12 protein-coding genes are annotated in these 17,399 nt (G+C 70.7%); 8 read left to right on the top strand and 4 right to left on the bottom strand.

The genetic code is table 11. The features are described 5' to 3' along the window. Positions 1 to 53 precede the first annotated feature (53 nt). On the top strand, positions 54 to 644 hold the full coding sequence (locus tag ACIQBL_RS21305; RefSeq protein WP_401943986.1) for a DUF1707 domain-containing protein: 591 nt from the start codon (positions 54 to 56) through the stop codon (positions 642 to 644). On the opposite strand, the gene ACIQBL_RS21300 is transcribed toward ACIQBL_RS21305, so the two are convergent. Together ACIQBL_RS21300 and ACIQBL_RS21295 are read right to left on the bottom strand one after the other, a co-directional pair. Continuing rightward, on the bottom strand, positions 622 to 1,143 hold the full coding sequence (locus ACIQBL_RS21300; RefSeq protein ID WP_401943985.1) for a hypothetical protein: 522 nt from the start codon (positions 1,141 to 1,143) through the stop codon (positions 622 to 624). The two genes, ACIQBL_RS21305 and ACIQBL_RS21300, sit on opposite strands and share 23 nt — an antisense overlap. Before the next feature lie 119 nt (positions 1,144 to 1,262). Beyond that, positions 1,263 to 3,218: an amino acid transporter gene (locus tag ACIQBL_RS21295; RefSeq protein WP_401943983.1), complete on the bottom strand. Its 1,956-nt coding sequence runs from the start codon at positions 3,216 to 3,218 to the stop codon at positions 1,263 to 1,265. A gap of 561 nt (positions 3,219 to 3,779) precedes the next feature. On the opposite strand from ACIQBL_RS21295, the gene ACIQBL_RS21290 reads away from it, so the two are divergent. Then, on the top strand, positions 3,780 to 5,192 hold the full coding sequence (locus tag ACIQBL_RS21290; protein ID WP_401943982.1) for a hypothetical protein: 1,413 nt from the start codon (positions 3,780 to 3,782) through the stop codon (positions 5,190 to 5,192). A gap of 1 nt (position 5,193) precedes the next feature. Here the strand turns inward: ACIQBL_RS21290 and ACIQBL_RS21285 are convergent, their stop codons facing one another. Then, entirely contained in the window at positions 5,194 to 6,798 is a 1,605-nt protein-coding gene (locus ACIQBL_RS21285) for a Na+/H+ antiporter (RefSeq protein ID WP_401943981.1), read from the bottom strand. Between the two features lie 152 nt (positions 6,799 to 6,950). On the opposite strand from ACIQBL_RS21285, the gene ACIQBL_RS21280 reads away from it, so the two are divergent. Further along, positions 6,951 to 9,500, top strand: a complete 2,550-nt coding sequence (locus ACIQBL_RS21280) for an ATP-binding protein (protein WP_401943980.1) — start codon at positions 6,951 to 6,953, stop codon at positions 9,498 to 9,500. Here the strand turns inward: ACIQBL_RS21280 and ACIQBL_RS21275 are convergent. Further along, on the bottom strand, positions 9,478 to 9,978 hold the full coding sequence (locus ACIQBL_RS21275; RefSeq protein ID WP_401943979.1) for a hypothetical protein: 501 nt from the start codon (positions 9,976 to 9,978) through the stop codon (positions 9,478 to 9,480). The genes ACIQBL_RS21280 and ACIQBL_RS21275 overlap by 23 nt on opposite strands. Positions 9,979 to 10,237: 259 nt before the next feature. On the opposite strand from ACIQBL_RS21275, the gene ACIQBL_RS21270 reads away from it, so the two are divergent. From ACIQBL_RS21270 to ACIQBL_RS21250, 5 genes are all read left to right on the top strand, one after another. Beyond that, positions 10,238 to 12,079 (top strand): APC family permease, encoded by a 1,842-nt coding sequence (locus ACIQBL_RS21270; RefSeq protein ID WP_401943978.1) that lies wholly within the window; start codon positions 10,238 to 10,240, stop codon positions 12,077 to 12,079. Positions 12,080 to 12,736: 657 nt separating this feature from the next. Continuing rightward, positions 12,737 to 12,826 carry a K(+)-transporting ATPase subunit F gene (kdpF, locus tag ACIQBL_RS21265; RefSeq protein WP_016434100.1) on the top strand — a complete coding sequence of 30 codons (90 nt, stop codon included), beginning with the start codon at positions 12,737 to 12,739 and terminating at the stop codon, positions 12,824 to 12,826. Positions 12,827 to 12,834: 8 nt separating this feature from the next. Next, on the top strand, positions 12,835 to 14,499 hold the full coding sequence (gene kdpA / locus ACIQBL_RS21260) for a potassium-transporting ATPase subunit KdpA (protein ID WP_401943976.1): 1,665 nt from the start codon (positions 12,835 to 12,837) through the stop codon (positions 14,497 to 14,499). Further along, the gene (gene kdpB, locus ACIQBL_RS21255) at positions 14,496 to 16,625 is read left to right on the top strand and encodes a potassium-transporting ATPase subunit KdpB (RefSeq protein ID WP_401943974.1); all 2,130 of its coding nucleotides are present in this window, start codon (positions 14,496 to 14,498) and stop codon (positions 16,623 to 16,625) included. The genes kdpA and kdpB overlap by 4 nt, the downstream gene beginning before the upstream one ends. Positions 16,626 to 16,630: 5 nt before the next feature. Next, positions 16,631 to 17,263, top strand: a complete 633-nt coding sequence (locus ACIQBL_RS21250; RefSeq protein WP_401943972.1) for a potassium-transporting ATPase subunit C — start codon at positions 16,631 to 16,633, stop codon at positions 17,261 to 17,263. Positions 17,264 to 17,399: the final 136 nt, after the last annotated feature.

Below are 17,399 nucleotides of genomic sequence, written 5' to 3'. Positions count from 1 at the left end.
TGGCTCTGGGGTATAACGCGATATAGCGTCAGGCCGTCGATCGGGGTGAGGGTATGTCGGGTGAGCTGACCAGTACGACCGGGTTGCGGGCCTCGCATGCGGACCGGGACCGCGTCGTGGACGTGCTGACCGGCGCGGCCGGCGACGGACGGCTGACCGCCGAGGAACTCGACGAGCGCGTGGAGGCCGCCCTGTCCGCCCGCACGCTGGGTGAGCTGGCGGTCCTGACGGCCGACCTCCCGGTGACGGCCGACGCGGTCGCGGCGGAGGTCAAGGACGTTGCCCGCATCGAGCAGAACGGCGGTTCGACGCGCCGCGGTGACGGCTGGGTGGTGCCGCGCCGGCTGGAGATCCAGTCGCGCCTTGGCGATGTGACCCTCGACTTCACGCAGGCCGTGATCACCCAGGGCACGCTCCGCATCGACCTGGACATGCACCTCGGCGCGCTACGACTGCTGGTCCCGCCGGGTGTCGTGGTGGACACCGAGTCGGTCGTGCTCAACTACGGCAAGGTCAAGACGCGTGGGCACGGTGACACCGGTGCCCCGGTCGAGCTGCGGGTCGAGATCGCCGGGCAGTTGGGGTTCGGGAAGGTCCTGATACGCCGGACGCGGCGCGGAGTCAGGAAATCCCCGAAGCCCTGAGCACCGACCGCGCGGTCTCGTCGTCGATCAGATGACCGAGGTGACGCCGGACCTCGGTGCCCTGGCGCAGCGAGCCGAGTTCCATCGAGTGCCGTATGCCCGTGTCCAGCTCGTGCCAGAGCAGGGGGTTGGCGACCAGCACCCGGGGGTCCAGTTCGAGCCAGTGTCCGTGCGCGTCCCGCAGGACCAGGCGCGCGGAGACATCGCCGTACTGCCGTACGACGGTCAGCGCGTCCGTGTGCACCGTGCGCCGCAGCAGCGGGCCGTCCACGGTGAGCCAGCCGGGGCCCGCGGTGACGCGGTGCGGCAGGAGCACGGCGAAGAGTGTCGCCGACAGGACGAACCACAGCAGCGCGCGGGTCGGGGTGAGGGTTCCGGCGTTCCAGTCGACCAGCAGGGTCATGCCGAGGAAGCCGAGCGCGCAGCCCGCCGCCAGCCGGGCGTCGCCACGCCAGTGGCGGTCGCCGGCCGGGTCCGGTGGTGGGGTGCTGTGCCGCATGAGGCCGACCGTAGGCCGCCTCGCACGTGGCGCGAGGGCCCCTGACGGGGCTCTTACGCCACGGGACCGGATTTTGTCGTGTCTCTTACGGTGACGGTGACAAGAGGGGTCCCGAACGGTCAGCCGGTGTGCACACGCGGGCGCCGCGCGCGGTCCGGCTCCGCCTCGCGCAGGACCTCGCGGGTGACCGGGGCGACCTCGCCCTGGCCGAAGAGGAAGAAGCGGAGGAAGTTGGCGAACGGGTTGCCCTCGGTCCACTCGAAGTACATGTGCGGGATGCGGCCCGTGGTGTCGCGGGCGTGCAGCATCAGCGCGGCCAGGGCGTTCGGGACCGACGAGGACTCCAGGGTCAGCACCCGGTAGCGGTTGTGCAGGACCTCGCCGCGCACGGTCAGGCCCGCCTCGAACTCGGAGGCGTCGAGGACCGTCACCTCGACGAACACGAAGTCCTCGCCGGGGATGTCGTTGTCGGCGCGGATCTGCTCGATCTTGTCCCGGTACTCGGCCTTGTCGCGGCGGTCGGGCTCGTTGGCCACGAAGCGGATCTTCCGGCTGGCCATGTCACGGATGAATCGTTCCGCCATGGAGTCCAACTGCACGCTCGTCACACGGAGTTCGAAGGCGCGGGCCAGCCGGGACAGCAGGGAGACCAGGATGATGCCGGCGATGAAGCAGGCGCCGATCTTCACACCGTCAGGGCGTTCGATGACGTTCACGACGGTGACGTAGAGCAGGACCGCCGAGACGATGCCGAAGGCGATCGTCCAGTTGCGCTGCTGGGCGCGGCGGGCCGCGATGGTCACCGCGATCGCGGCGGAGGACATCAGGACCAGGACGCCGGTGGCGTAGGCGCCGCCCTGGGCGTCGACGTTGGCGTCGAAGATCCAGGTGACGAGGAACCCGACCAGGGTGAAGACGATCACCATCGGGCGCACCGCGCGGGCCCAGTGCGGGGCCATGCCGTAGCGGGGGAGGTAGCGCGGCATCAGGTTGAGCAGACCGGCCATCGCGGAGGCGCCGGCGAACCACAGGATGGCGATGGTGGAGAAGTCGTAGACCGTGCCGAAGGCGTTGCCCAGGTACTCGTGCGAGAGATACGCGAGCGCACGGCCGTTGGCCTGGCCGCCGGCCTTGAACTCCTTCTCCGGGATGAGCACGGTGGTGATGAAGCTGGTGGCGATCAGGAACACGCTCATGATGAGTGCGGCGGCCGTCAGCAGCTTCTTGGTGTCCCGGATCCGGCCCTTCGGGATCTGCTCGGTGTCGTCGGGGTCGCCCTGGACGTGCGGCATGACGGCCACGCCGGTCTCGAAGCCGGACAGGCCGAGTGCCAGTTTGGGGAAGACCAGCAAGGAGACGCCGACCATGGCGAAGACGTTGCCGTGCTCGGTGGTCAGGGCGCTGGTCCAGTCGGTGACCACGTGCCCCTCGGTGACCACATGCCACATGCCGACGACCACGACCACGGTGTTGAGCGCCAGATAGGCCACCACCAGGTACACCGCGACGCCGATCGCCTCCAGGAAGCCCTTGAGGAACACCGCGCCCAGCAGGGCGACCAGGATCAGGGTGATCAGCATCTGCTTGTCGTGCAGCACGCTCGTGAAGTGGGGGTTCTCCACCAGGTGAGTGGAGGCGTCCGCCGCCGAAAGAGTGATGGTGATCAGGAAGTCGGTCGCGGCGAAGCCGAGCAGGGCCAGGACGAACAGCTTGCCCTTCCAGAACGACAGCAGCCGCTCCAGCATCGCGATGGAGCCCTCGCCGTGCGGGCTCTCCTCGGCCACCCGGCGGTACACGGGCAGGGCGCCGAAAAGAGTGACCAGTACGAGCACGATGGTCGCCACCGGCGACAGCAGACCGGCGGCCAGGGCCGCGATGCCCGGCTGGTAGCCGAGGGTGGAGAAGTAGTCGACGCCGGTCAGGCACATCACCCGCCACCAGCGCTGCCCCTGGTGGGCGTGCTGCTCGGGTTCCGGCGGGGCCTGCGGAGCGGGCGTGCCGCCCTTGCCCATGTCGGCCAGCCCTTCCAGCATCCAGGCGCGCAGGCGACTGGGAGGGTGTTCGGTCGTGGCCATCGGCGTGCTCCTGAGATGCGGGTCAGCGTGTGGTCTTCGGCCATCACGCGGACGGCGGCACCAGCGTAAGCGGAGAGTGACGCGTGGGCCCACGGATGAGGGCGCCGCCGGCGTCAATCTTCCGTTAAGACTGGCCGGGTGAACGGAGGGGGCGCATCAGGAAGGGGTGGCCGGGACTGTTCTGAGGCGCGTTGGGCTGTATGGGGGTGAGGGGTGGGGATGATCTTCGGTGGATACCGAGCGTTACGGCGGGCCGGGGGTGGGTGTTCCCGAGCGGGGCCCGTCGGCTCCTGAGGTATGGGGGGGAGCCGGCAACCGCGTCAACGTCCCGTCAATCCCGCCCGCGCACACGTCAGGACTCCGTCAACGTGAGGCATCCCCGGCCGGACCGGTTCCAGACTGACGGAAACGGGGGGAGGGACCGTGACGATCACGGCCGGAACATCGCGGAGGCATCGGAGACCGGCTGTCGCACCGCCACCGGTGCGACCGGTGGCACCGGCCGGTGGAAGCCCCGGTCCACGGCCGGACGGCCCGTCGCACCGCCTCCGGCACCGGGCCGTGGCCGCACGGGCCGCTCTGCGTCACCGCTACTGGGCCACCGTGCCCGCGCGGCTGCGCCTCCTGCGCGCGGTCACGGTCCTGCTCGCCACCGCCCTGGCCGCACTCCTCGCGCTGGCCGGTCTCGCCGCCTCCGGCACCTGGAACACCGTGGCCGACCGCGACGCACCCCGCACCACCAGTGCCGCCGACCTCGAACTCGCCCTCAACGACATGGACGCCCAGGTCGCCAACATGCTTCTCGCCAACGGCGACGCGGGCAAGGGGCGGCTGGAGACGCCGTACAGGAAGGCGGTCGGGTTCTACGGTGACGCCCGGGACGGGATCGGACACGATCTGCGCGCGCTCGCCGTGGCGGCACAGGGCGACCGGGCCGACGAGCGGACCGTGGAGTCCCTCACCGACACCTTCGCCGAGTACCAGGAACTTGTCGGCCGCGCCCTGGAGAACGACGGCCGCACCGGGGGCAGGGCCGCCGCGTTGACCGACTACCGCCGGGCGACCGACCTGCTGCAACGGCAACTCCTGTCGGAGGCGCGGGACTTGGTGTCCTCCAACAACGCCGTGTTCAACTCGGAGTACACGGTGGCCGGGTCCGCGCTCTCCGCCCAGCTCGTCGCGGTCGTCGCGCTCGGTGTGCTGCTGCTCGCCGTACTCGGCCTGCTGCAGTGGTACTTGAACCGCCGGTTCCGAAGAATTCTCAACCCGGGCGTGCTGGCCGCCACCGTCTGCACCCTCCTCGCCGTCGTCCTCGGGGCCCAACTCCTCTCCTCCTCAAGGGAGAACCTGCACGGCGCCCGCCGCGACGCCTTCGACTCCGTCGTCGCGCTCTCCCGCGCCCGCGCGATCGCCTACGACGCCAACGCCGACGAGAGCCGCTACCTCCTGGACCCGCAGCGCCGCGACCAGTACGCGCGCTCGTTCCTCGCCAAGTCCCAGGAGCTGTACGGCATCCGGGGCGCGACCCTCGACACCTACGACGCCCAACTCGCCGCCACCTGGCGGGAGTACCGAACCGACCACGAACACCCGCGCTTCACCGGCGAGTTCCGGCGCGAGCTGGACAACATCACCTTCGCCGGTGAGCGGGTCGCGGCGGAGAAGACCGTCGAGTCGTACGCCGTCTACCAGCGCGACGACCGGACGATCCGCAACCTGGTGGCGGAGGGCGACGAGTCCGCTGCCGTGAGGTTCTGCATGAGTGGGCAAGCGGGCACCTCCAACGCGCACTTCGCGGCCTGGATGCGTGCCCTGGACGAGGTGACCGCCATCAACGAGCGGCACTTCGACGGGTTCGTCGCGGCCGGTCGATCGGATGTCACCGGGGCGCTGCCCTGGGTCTGTGCGCTGCTGTTCGGGGCGGTCGTCCTGACGGGGGTCGGGCTGCGGCCGAGGCTCGCGGAGTTCCGGTGAGTCACGCGTCCGTCAGCCTCGCCTCCTCCAGGTCCAGGGAGCGCTGGAGCCGCCTGCGGGTCGTGTCGCTGATGGCGTGGTCGTCGTAGAGGCGCTGGAGTTCGACCGCCTCCACGGCGATCAGGTCGCGGCGGAGTTGGCGGTAGACGAGGTCGGCGGACTCCGTGGGGGACGTGTGGCCGTTGTTCTCGGCGAGGCGGTCGCGGGCGTCGTCGAGGCGGGCGTTGAGGCCGCGGCGGAGGCGGTCGAGGACCACGTCCGGTACGGCCTCCAACTCGGCGAGTTCGTCGAGGCGGCGGATGCCCGCGTCGGCCAACCGGCAGCGGGCGGAGGCCTCTTCACGTTCCGTGTGGTCGGGTTCCAGGGCGATGCCGGAGCGGCGGACGACCGGCGCGAGCGTGAAGCCCTGCACGACGAGGGTGACGACCACGACCGAGGTGGTGAGGACCAGGACCAGGGGGCGGTCGGTCAGCGTGGCGCCGGTCCTGGTGACCTCGGGGATCGACAGGGCCGCCGCCAGCGGGAGGACACCCCGGGTGCCCGCCCAGGTCAGCACCATCGGCACGCGCCAGTTGACCCGGTGCGTCCCGCCCTTGCGCTGCACCACCGCCGACAGCGGCGCCAGCCACAGCAGTCGTACGGCGATCAGGGTGCCCGCCACGGCGAACGCGTACAGCGGCCACGCGCGGTCGCCGTCGGACAGCGCGCGCACCTGGGCGGGCAGCGCCAGTCCGATGAGCGAGAACACCACGCTCTCCAGCAGGAACACCACCGTGCCGTAGACGGCGTGCAGTTGGAGCCGGATGCGGGCGTTGGTCAGCCGGTCGCCGCGACCGCCCAGGACGACCCCGGCGACCACGACCGAAGTGACGCCGGAGGCGTGGGCGCCCTCCGCCAGGACGTAGGCCGCGTACGGGGTGACCAGGGCGATCACCGTCTCCAGGACCGGGTCTTCGGTGCGCCGCCGGATCAGCGTCACGACGTAGGCGACGGCCGCCCCGATGACCGTGCCGCCGCCCGCGAGGACGACGAACTCGCCGCCCGCCGCGCCCCAGTCGGCCGCCGCCGAGGCCACGGCGATGCTCACCGCGACCCGGAACAGGACCAGCGAGGTCGCGTCGTTGAAGAGGGACTCCGCCTGGACGAGTACCTGGACCCGGGGCGGCAGCGCGAGCCGCCGGCCCAGCGCGGTGACGGCGACCGGGTCGGTGCTGGCCAGGACCGCGCCGAGCACGAGCGCCATCTGCCAGGAGAGCGGAGTCACCGTCGACGCGACCCAGCCGACCGCCGCCGCGGACGCGAGGACCAGGCCGATCGCGAGGATCCCGACCGGCTTCCACACCGCCTTCAGCTCGCGCCACGACATGTCCTCGGCGCTGGCGTAGAGGAGCGGCGGCAGGACGACCAGGCCGATCACGTCCGGGCTGATCTCGATCGCCGGGGTGCCCGGCAGCAGGGCCACGGCGAGACCGGCGACCACGAGCAGGGAGGGCGCCGGGATGCGCCACCGGCGGGCGAAGGTCGCCACCAGCGTCGCCAGCACCACGAGTGCGAGAACCGTACCGACGCCGCGCATGCCGTCCCCCTGGGGCTTGGACGAGCCCATGTGGACTCCCCGCCGACCAGACTTCCCGGCACACCGCGTTCACCCTAACCCGGCCAAGGCCCGTCAAGACAGTGTCAACGTCCCCGCGGGCGGCGCCAGGGACGCATCAAGAAGCCTGCCCGCAGGCCTGCGGAGCGCTTCTCTGGGAGGCGATGAACGACGTACTACGACGCGGACGGCTGAAGGTCTACCTCGGGGCGGCCCCGGGTGTCGGCAAGACCTACCGCATGCTCGACGAGGCGCGGCGCCGAGCCGCCCGGGGCGCCGACGTGGTGGTCGGGTTCGCCGAGTGCCACGGGCGTCCGCGCACGGAGGCGATGCTCGACGGCCTGGAGGTTGTCGCGCGGGCTCAATGCGCCTACCGGGGCGGGGAGTTCGAGGAGATGGACCTCGCGGCGGTCCTCGATCGGCGTCCGGAGGTCGCCGTCGTCGACGAGTTCGCCCACAGCAACGTTCCCGGCGGCGGACGCAACGCCAAGCGCCGGCAGGACATCGACGAACTGCTCGCCGCCGGTATCGATGTCGTCACCGCCGTCAACGTGCAGCATCTGGCCTCCCTCAAGGACGTCGTCGAGAAGATCACCGGGGTGCCGCAGCACGAGACGGTGCCCGACGACGTCGTACGCCGGGCCCAGCAGATCGAGTTGATCGACATGCCGCCCGAGGGGCTGCGTCGGCGCATGGCGCACGGCAACATCTACGCGCCCGAGAAGATCGACGCGGCCCTCGCCAACTACTTCCGGCCCGGAAACCTCACCGCCCTGCGGCAGTTGGCGCTGCTGTGGGTCGCCGACCGGTTCGACGAGGCCCTGCACGCCTACCGCGCCGAGCACGCCATCGGCGGGGTGTGGGAGACCCGGGAACGCGTGGTCGTCGCCCTCACCGGCGGGCCCGAGGGCGACACGCTGATCCGGCGCGCCGCCCGCATCGCCGACCTCCCCCGGTCTCGGCTTCGCTCGACCGGGGGTACCCCCATCGCCGGCGGTGACCTGCTCGCCGTGCACGTGGCCCGCAGCGACGGTCTCGCCGCCGGGGTGTCGCACGCCTCGCTCGCCCGGCAGCGCAGGCTCGTCGAAGACCTGGGCGGCAGCTACCACTCGGTGGTCGGTGACGGAGTCGCCACCGCCCTGGTCGAGTTCGCCCGCACCGAGAACGCCACCCAACTCGTCCTCGGCACCAGCCGCCGGGGCCGGTTCGAGCGGTTCCTGACCGGCCCCGGCACAGGGGAGACGGTCACGGAACTCTCCGGTGACATCGACGTCCACCGCGTCACACACGAGCGCGCCGGACGCGGGACCCTCCTGCCGTCCCGTCGGCGCACTCTGTCCACAGCACGGCTGATTGCCGGACCGGTGGCGGGACTTGTGCTGCCGGTGCTGCTCACCGTCTGCCTCGCCCAGGTGCGCGGCACGGTCAACCTCACCAGCGAGGCCCTGCTGTTCCTGCTCGCCGTCGTCGGGGTCGCCTGCATAGGAGGCGTGACCTCGGCGGTCATCGCGTCGGTGACGGCCTCGCTGCTGCTCAACTACTGGTTCATCCCGCCCATCGGGCAGTTCACCCTGGACGACCCCAACGCCCTTCTGGCGCTGGGGGTGTTCACGGTGGTGGCGGCGACCGTGGCCGCCGTGGTCGACCGTTCGCTACGACTCTCCCGGCGCTCGGCGCGTGCCACCGCCGAGGCGGAGACGATGTCCTCGCTCGCGGGCAGCATCGTGCGCGGCGGCCAGACGATCCCGGCACTCCTGGAACGCACCCGCGAGACCTTCGGCACCGAGTCGGCCGAACTCGTCGACGAGCCACCGGACCACGACGTCGGCAGCGGTGTCACCACCGTCCCGGCGGGCCCCGGTGCCTTCCTCGTCCTGCGCGGACGCACCCTGTCCTCGTCGGAACGGCGGGTGCTGGCCGCCTTCGCCGCCCATGTCGGCTCCGCCGTCGAACGGGCCCAACTCGCCGAAGCAGCAGCCGAGATAGAGCCGGTGAAGGCCGCCGACCGGTTGCGTACCGCGCTGCTCCGGGCCGTAGGGCACGATCTGCGGACGCCGCTCGCGGCGGGTTGGGCCGCCGTGACCTCGCTGCGCGGCCGGGACGTGGAGTTCTCGGACGAGGACCGCGACGAACTCCTCGCCACCGCCGACGAGTCCATGGCCAAGCTGAACCGGTTGCTGGAGAACCTCCTCGACCTCAGCCGGCTGGAAGCGGGTGTCCTCCCGCTGAACCTGCGGGCCACGAGCCTGGAGGAGGTGCTGCCGATGGCGCTCGCGGACGTGCCCGACGTGGACCTGCGGGACGTGGAGGCGATTCCACCGGTGCTCGCCGATCCGCCGCTGCTGGAACGGGTGATCGCCAACCTGGCCGGCAACGCGGCCCGGCACACCCCGCCCGGGCGGCGGGTCATGGTCACGGCCGGCGCGCTGGGCGGGCGGGTGGAGTTGAGGGTCGTGGACCGGGGGCCCGGGCTGCCGACCACCGGACGCGAGCGCCTCTTCGAGCCCTTCCAGCGGCTCGGTGACACGGACAACACCACCGGGCTCGGGCTGGGTCTCGCCCTCGCGCGCGGCCTCACCGAGGCGATGAACGGCACCCTCACGCCCGAGGACACCCCGGGCGGCGGCCTGACCATGGTCGTGTCCCTGCCGCTGGCCGAACGGGCGGGCCAGGCGGAGCCGAGCCTCGCGGTCACTCCAGACCGGACACCCTGAACACGGTCTCCGCGGTCTCGCGCTCGACGCGTTCCGCGATCCGGCGCAGCGCGGTCTCCCCGCAGGTGAGCGAGCCGGAGGCAAGGGACTTGTGCGAGTCCTCGGCCAACCGGTGCCACACATCAGGGTTGTTGACCAGCACAACGGGATCGATCTCGACCCGGCCGCCGAACTCGTCCCGCAGCACCAGCCGTTGAGAGACCCCGTCCAGACAGCGCACCGACACCAGCCGGTCCGTGCGGACGCGCCGCTCGCGCAGCAGCCCGCGTGCGGACAGCCAGCCCTCGCCCGCCCGGACCCGGGCCGGGTAGAGCACCACGAGGAGCAGTGCGGCGAGGGTGAGCCACAGCGCGCCGCGCCAGAGGGTGAGACGACCGTTGAAGTGGTCGACGAGCAGCAGGAGTCCGAGCAGCGCGCCCGCGCAGCGGAACGTGTCGCGCAGGTCCCGCGCCCATCGTCGGTCCTCCACCGGTTCCATGGAGGTGACGGTAGAGATCCCCTGTGTACAGAATCCGGGTCTTGACGCGACTCTGACGGGCGTCCGGCGCTTCTTGACGCCGTCGCGGCGGCCGAGGGCAGTTGCCCTGGTCACACGCTCGTCAAGTTCGCGTCAAAGAACGTGTGTTCGGCGCGAAGAAGCCGCAAGGAGAAGGAGAAACCGGCGGCGGCGGGACGGAACCTGGAGCGCACCCGCGCGTTCCCGTCACCGCGCGTCCGTACGTGAAGGAGCCACCCGCATGACCGTTCTCACAGTCCAGCCGGGCGAGACGCCCGCCGACGAGGAGCCTCCGGATACCGGCGAGCGCCATCGGCTGACCGCCCTCGCCGGGTTCGCCGCCCTCTCTCTGGACGCCATGGCGTCGGTCGCCTACGGCCCCGAGGCGATCGTCCTCGTGCTGGCCGCCGCCGGCGCGCACGGACTCGGCTTCACCCTGCCGGTCACGCTCGCCATCGCCGCCCTGCTGGCGGTGCTCGTCGCGTCGTACCGGCAGGTCATCGCGGCCTTCCCGGACGGCGGCGGCTCCTACGCCGTGGCGAAGACCCACCTGGGCGCGCGGACGAGCCTGGTGGCGGCGGCCTCGCTGGTGCTCGACTACGTACTGAACGTCGCCGTGGCCGTCACGGCCGGGGTCGCGGCCCTGACCTCGGCGTTCCCCGGGCTCTACGACGACCGGCTGTGGCTGTGCCTCGTGGTGCTCGCGCTGGTCACGGGGGTGAACCTGCGCGGGATCGTCGAGTCGGCCCGCGCCTTCGTCGTGCCGACCGTCGTGTTCGTCGGCTCCGTCTTCGTGCTCATCGCGGTCGGCCTGTTCCGGTCCGCGCCGGTGAGCACCGCGACCGCCGACGGACACGCCTCCGCGCTCGCGGCCAACGCCACGAGCGTCGGCACCCTGCTGTTGCTGAAAGCCTTCGCCTCCGGATGCAGCGCCCTCACCGGCGTCGAGGCCATCGCCAACGCCGTGCCCTCCTTCCGCGCACCCCGGGTCAAGCGGGCCCAGCGCGCGGAGGTCGCCCTCGGCGCGGTCCTCGGCGTGATGCTGATCGGCCTGTCGGTCCTGATCTCCCGCTTCCACCTCCAGCCCGTGCAGGGCGTCACGGTCCTGGCTCAGCTCGCGGACGCCTCCCTCGGCCACAACTGGGCTTTCTACGTCATCCAGTTCGCGACGATGATCCTGCTCGCCCTGTCCGCGAACACGTCTTTCGGCGGGCTGCCGGTGCTGCTGAAACTGCTGGCCCGCGACAACTACCTCCCGCACGTGTTCGCGCTCAAGGCCGACCGCCAGGTGCACCGGCACGGGGTGCTCGCGCTGGCCGGGGTCTCGGCGGCCCTGCTGGTGTTCTCCGGCGGCGACACCAACACCCTTGTGCCGCTGTTCGCGATCGGTGTCTTCGTCGGCTTCACCGTCGCCCAGGTCGGCATGGTCCGGCACTGGCGCGGCGAACGGGGACCCGGCTGGCGCGGAAAAGCCCTGCTGAACGGCTTCGGCGCGGTCCTCACCGGTGTCGCGGCCGTCGTCGTCACCGCGAGCAAGTTCGAGGAGGGCGCCTGGCTGATCGTGATCGCCCTGCCGCTGCTCGTGCTCGCCTTCGAGACCGTGCACCGCGCCTACGCGCACATCGGCGAACGGCTCGGCCTCGGCCGTATCCCGGAGCCGCCGCACCGCGACCGTTCGGTGGTGATCGTGCCGGTGTCCTCCCTCTCCCGCCTCACCTCCGAGGCCCTGACGGCCGCCGCCTCCCTCGGCGACGAGGTCCGCGCGGTGACCGTCTGCTACCCCGACCCCGAGGACCGCGCCCACCTCCACGCCCTGGAGCGCGCCTGGGCCCAGTGGAACCCCGGCGTGCCCCTGGTCCGGCTCGCCTGCGAACGCCGCTCGCTGGGCCGCCCGATCGCCGCGTACGTACGAGACGTGTCGGCCACGGAACCGGACACCCGGGTCACGGTCCTGATCGCCGAGGTGGAGCCCGTACGGCTGTGGCAGCGACTGCTCCAGAACCAGCGGGGCGCAGTGGTCGCCCATGCCGTACGGCGGGACACGGACGCGGTGATCTGCCGGCTGCGGTTCCGGTTGTTCTGACGCGGGGGTGTGGGGTGGGGCTGCCTGTGGCGCCGTCGGGGTGTGGCGCGGGCACCTGTTCTGCCGCTGAGGTGTGGTGCGGGCGGCTGCTTTGTCGCCGGGGTTGCGGTGCGGTCGCCTGTTTCGCCGTCGGGGTGCGGTGCTCGCGCCGGCGGCTGTCGCACGGCGTCGGCGTTTGGGCCGCTTGCGTGTCGGTGCCGGCATCGGCGTTAACGCCCGCAGGCCGGTGCCGGTGCCGGTGCCGGCGTCGGCGTGAAACCCGGCGCAGGCGCGGGCGTCGGCGTAGAACCGCCTGCGGTCCGGTGCAGGCGCCGGCGTGGAGCCGCCCACGTTGGTGCCGGCGTCGGCGTGGAGCCGCCCACGTGCTGGTGCCGGCGCCGCCGAGGAACGCTCGCGACCCTGCGCCCCGCACCGCCGTAGAACCGCGCCTGCGGCCCGAAGCCCGCCTGCGCCGTAAGAGTCGCGTCAAAGGCGTATGCGCCGCCGTAAGGGACCCGTCAACGGCGGCCGAATCCGGTCACGGGCGCGGTTACCTCTAAGCGTCCGTTCCCTTCGCACCTCAATCCAGGAGCTCACGATGGCCGATCTGGCCTTCGTCGTCACCACGATCGCGGTCTTCGCGTTGGTGGCCCTCGTCGCCAAGGGGGTGACGAAGCTGTGACCGCCGAGAACATCGTCGGCCTCGTCGTGGCCGTCGCCCTGCTGGGCTATCTCGTCCTCGCCCTGATCTTCCCGGAGAGGTTCTGAGCCACGACATGGGTCCCGTACTCGCAGGCGTTCTCCAGCTGCTCGCCCTCATAGGCGCGCTGGCGCTCGCCTACATCCCCCTCGGCACCTACATGGCCAAGGTCTACTCCTCCGACAAGCACTGGCGGGTCGAGAAGTGGATCTACAAGGGCATCGGTGCCGACCCGAACACCGAGATGCGCTGGCCCGCGTATCTGCGCGGCGTGCTCGCCTTCTCGGCGGTCGGTGTTCTGTTCCTCTATCTGCTCCAGCGTCTCCAGGGCATCCTGCCCGGCTCGCTGGGCTTCTCCTCGGTCGATCCGGCGCAGTCGTTCAACACGGCCGTGTCGTTCGTGACGAACACCAACTGGCAGTCGTACTACGGCGAGCAGACCATGGGTCACGTCGTACAGACCGCCGGTCTGGCCGTGCAGAACTTCGTCTCCGCGGCCGTCGGCATCGCCGTGGCGGTCGCTCTCGTACGAGGCTTCGCGCGCTCGCGCACCGGTGAACTCGGCAACTTCTGGGCCGACTTGGTGCGCGGCGTCATCCGCATCCTGGTGCCCGGCTCGATCATCGCCGCGATCGTGCTCGTCGCCTGCGGCGCGATCCAGAACTTCTCCGGGATCCACGAGGTCGGTCAGTTCATGGGCGGCCACCAGCAGTGGAACGGCGGCGCGGTCGCCTCGCAGGAGGCCATCAAGGAGTTCGGCACCAATGGTGGCGGCTACTTCAACGCCAACTCCGCCCACCCCTTCGAGAACCCGACGCCCTTCACCAACCTCTTCGAGATCTTCCTGCTGCTGGTCATCCCGTTCGCGCTGACCCGCACCTTCGGCGTGATGGTCGGCTCGATCAGGCAGGGTTACGCGATCCTCGCCACCATGGCCACCATCTGGGTCGGCTTCGTCGCCCTGATGATGTGGACCGAGTTCGCCCACCACGGCGCGGCACTCCAGGCCGCCGGCGGGGCGATGGAGGGCAAGGAGACCCGGATCGGTGTCGGCGCCTCCTCGATCTTCGCGGTGTCGACCACGCTGACCTCGACGGGCGCCGTGGACTCGTTCCACTCCTCGTTCACCGGTCTCGGCGGCGGAATCACCATCCTGGGCATGCAGTTGGGCGAGATCGCACCCGGTGGTACCGGCTCCGGCCTCTACGGAATGCTGATCATGGCGGTCATCGCGGTGTTCATCGCCGGACTGATGGTCGGCCGTACGCCCGAGTACCTGGGCAAGAAGATCGGCACCCGCGAGATGAAGCTCGCGGCCTGCTACATCCTGATCACCCCGGCCCTGGTGCTGATCTTCGCCGCCGCCTCCATGGCGCTGCCGACTCCGCCGCACTCCATGCTGAACTCCGGCGCGCACGGCTTCTCCGAGGTGCTGTACGCCTTCACCTCCGCCGCCAACAACAACGGCTCCGCCTTCGCCGGTCTGAACGCGAACACCGACTGGTTCAACACCATGACCGGACTCGCGATGGTGCTCGGCCGCTTCCTGCCGATGGTGTTCGTGCTGGCCCTGGCCGGCTCGCTCGCCGAGCAGAAGCCGGTGCCGGTCACCGCGGGCACCCTGCGCACCGAAAAGCCTTTGTTCACCGGCCTGTTGGTGGGCGCGATCCTCATCATCACCGGTCTGACCTACTTCCCCGCCCTGGCGCTGGGACCGCTGGCCGAGGGGCTGGCGTCATGACCACCCGTACCGAGAACCAAGAGGACTCGATGTCCACAGCCACTCCGACCCGGGCGCCGCACAGCGATGTGCCGACCGGTCACAAGGACGAAGGGCGGGTCGGCGCGGGCCTGTTCGACCCGAAGCAGCTGATCAAGTCCCTGCCCGACGCCTGCCGCAAGCTCGACCCGCGGGTGATGGTCAAGTCGCCCGTCATGTTCGTGGTGTGGATCGGGTCGGTGCTGACCACCGTCTTCTCCTTCAAGGACCCGGGCGACTGGTTCGGCTGGGCGATCAGCGCCTGGCTGTGGCTCACCGTCATCTTCGCCAACCTGGCGGAGGCCGTCGCCGAGGGCCGCGGCAAGGCGCAGGCCGACACCCTGCGCAAGGCCAAGACCGACACGGTGGCCAGGCGGCTCAACGGCACCGTCGAGGAGCAGGTGCCCGGCACCGAACTCCGCATCGGTGACCTGGTGGTGTGCGAGGCGGGCGACATCATCCCGGGCGACGGTGACGTCGTAGAAGGGGTGGCGAGTGTCGACGAGTCGGCCATCACCGGCGAGTCCGCGCCCGTCATCCGCGAGTCCGGCGGCGACCGCAGTGCCGTCACCGGCGGGACGAAGGTCCTCTCCGACCGCATCGTCATCAAGATCACGACGAAGCCCGGTGAGACCTTCATCGACCGGATGATCGCCCTCGTCGAGGGCGCGGCCCGGCAGAAGACGCCCAACGAGATAGCCCTGAACATCCTGTTGGCGTCCCTCACCATCGTCTTCCTGCTCGCCTGCGCCACCCTGCCGCCGTTCGCGGACTACGCGGGCACGCACCTCACGATGATCGTGCTGGTGGCCCTCCTGGTCTGTCTGATCCCGACCACGATCGGCGCGCTGCTCTCCGCGATCGGCATCGCGGGCATGGACCGGCTGGTGCAGCGCAACGTACTGGCCATGTCCGGCAGGGCGGTTGAGGCCGCGGGCGACGTGTCGACCCTTCTCCTCGACAAGACCGGCACCATCACCCTCGGCAACCGCCAGGCCTCCGAGTTCGTGCCGGTGACCGGCACCACCGAGGCCGAACTCGCCGACGCAGCCCAGCTCTCCTCGCTCGCCGACGAGACGCCCGAGGGCCGTTCCATCGTCGTCCTGGCGAAGGAGAAGTACGGTCTGCGCGAGCGCCACCAGGGCGAGTTGGCCCACGCCGAGTGGATCGCCTTCACCGCGCAGACCCGTATGTCGGGCGTGGACGTCGACGGGCGCAGGATCCGCAAGGGCGCGGCCGGTTCGGTCGTCACCTGGGTCCGCGAGCGGGGCGGCGAGGTGTCCGAGGACGCCGGCGCGCTCACCGACCGGATCTCCGCGGCCGGCGGCACCCCGCTGCTGGTGGCGGTAGAAGACACCGAAGGCGCACGGGTGTTGGGCGTCATCCACCTCAAGGACGTCGTCAAACCGGGCATGCGCGAGCGCTTCGACGAGCTGCGGCGCATGGGCATCAAGACCGTCATGATCACGGGCGACAACCCGCTGACGGCGAAGGCGATCGCCGACGAGGCCGGTGTCGACGACTTCCTCGCGGAGGCCACTCCCGAGGACAAGATGGCGCTGATCAAGCGGGAGCAGGCCGGCGGCAAGCTGGTCGCGATGACCGGTGACGGCACGAACGACGCGCCCGCGCTCGCCCAGGCGGACGTCGGCGTCGCGATGAACACGGGCACGTCGGCCGCGAAGGAGGCCGGCAACATGGTCGACCTCGACTCGAACCCGACCAAGCTCATCGAGATCGTCGAGATCGGCAAGCAACTCCTCATCACCCGGGGTGCGTTGACGACGTTCTCGATCGCCAACGACGTGGCGAAGTACTTCGCGATCATCCCGGCGCTGTTCGCGGCGGTCTACCCGGGCCTGGACAAGCTCAACGTCATGCACCTGTCCTCGCCCGACTCCGCGATCCTCTCCGCGGTCATCTTCAACGCGCTGGTCATCATCGCGCTGGTCCCGCTCTCCCTGCGGGGCGTGCAGTACCGGCCGGTCAGCGCTGACAAGATGCTGCGCCGCAACCTGACGATCTACGGCATCGGCGGGCTGATCGCCCCCTTCGTCGGCATCAAGCTCATCGACCTGCTCATCTCCCTCATCCCCGGAATCGGCTGAAGGCCATGAACAACTCCGTTACGAACACAGCCAGGTTGCTCTGGGCGGGCCTGCGTGCCCTCCTCGTGCTGACCCTGGTGACCGGCGTCATCTACCCGCTGGTCGTCACCGGGATCGCCCAGGCGGCCTTCCCCGGCAAGGCGAACGGCTCGGAGATCAAGTCGGACGGCAAGGTCGTCGGTTCCTCGCTCATCGGCCAACAGGGCTACAGCCTGGACTACTTCCAGGGGCGCCCCGCCAATGGACTGGGCACGAACTCGGTCAACACCCAGTACAAGCTGATCCTCTCCGGTGCCACCAACCTCTCCGCCGACAGCAAGGTGCTCCTCAAGCAGGTGGAGGACGCCAGGGCGGCGGTCGTGAAGAACAACTCCACGGCCGACTACAAGGTCAGGCCCTCCCAGGTCCCGGCGGACGCGGTCACCTCCTCCGGCTCCGGCCTCGACCCCGACATCTCCCCGGCCTACGCCGAACTCCAGGTCCACCGGGTCGCCGAGCGGAACCACCTCTCCGTCACCCAGGTGGAGAAGCTGGTCGAGGACCACACCGACGGCCGCACCCTCGGCTTCATCGGCGAGCCCACGGTGAACGTGCTGGAACTCAACATCGCGCTCAAGTCCCTTGTGACGAAGAGCTGATGGCGTTACGCGACCGGCAGGGGAGTGGGGGGGCCCGGCGGGGGCCCCCCCCCCCCCCCCCCCCCCCCCCCCCCCCCGGCCCCCCCCCCCCCCCCCCCCCCCCCCCCCCCCCCCCCCCCCCCCCCCCCCCCCCTCC

Origin of the sequence: Streptomyces sp. NPDC088350, from assembly GCF_044753545.1 — a bacterium.
Lineage (GTDB): Bacteria > Actinomycetota > Actinomycetes > Streptomycetales > Streptomycetaceae > Streptomyces.
This window is presented reverse-complemented; position numbering and strand designations above follow the sequence as displayed.

Bases quoted from the DNA above. Each gene is read 5' to 3' on its own strand.
- ACIQBL_RS21295 (WP_401943983.1), bottom strand. From the start codon at position 3,218: ATGGCCACGACCGAACACCCTCCCAGTCGCCTGCGCGCCTGGATGCTG.
- ACIQBL_RS21270 (WP_401943978.1), top strand. From the start codon at position 10,238: ATGACCGTTCTCACAGTCCAGCCGGGCGAGACGCCCGCCGACGAGGAG.
- ACIQBL_RS21280 (WP_401943980.1), top strand. From the start codon at position 6,951: ATGAACGACGTACTACGACGCGGACGGCTGAAGGTCTACCTCGGGGCG.
- ACIQBL_RS21300 (WP_401943985.1), bottom strand. From the start codon at position 1,143: ATGCGGCACAGCACCCCACCACCGGACCCGGCCGGCGACCGCCACTGG.
- kdpB (WP_401943974.1), top strand. From the start codon at position 14,496: ATGACCACCCGTACCGAGAACCAAGAGGACTCGATGTCCACAGCCACT.
- ACIQBL_RS21250 (WP_401943972.1), top strand. From the start codon at position 16,631: ATGAACAACTCCGTTACGAACACAGCCAGGTTGCTCTGGGCGGGCCTG.
- ACIQBL_RS21275 (WP_401943979.1), bottom strand. From the start codon at position 9,978: ATGGAACCGGTGGAGGACCGACGATGGGCGCGGGACCTGCGCGACACG.
- ACIQBL_RS21285 (WP_401943981.1), bottom strand. From the start codon at position 6,798: ATGGGCTCGTCCAAGCCCCAGGGGGACGGCATGCGCGGCGTCGGTACG.
- kdpA (WP_401943976.1), top strand. From the start codon at position 12,835: ATGGGTCCCGTACTCGCAGGCGTTCTCCAGCTGCTCGCCCTCATAGGC.
- ACIQBL_RS21305 (WP_401943986.1), top strand. From the start codon at position 54: ATGTCGGGTGAGCTGACCAGTACGACCGGGTTGCGGGCCTCGCATGCG.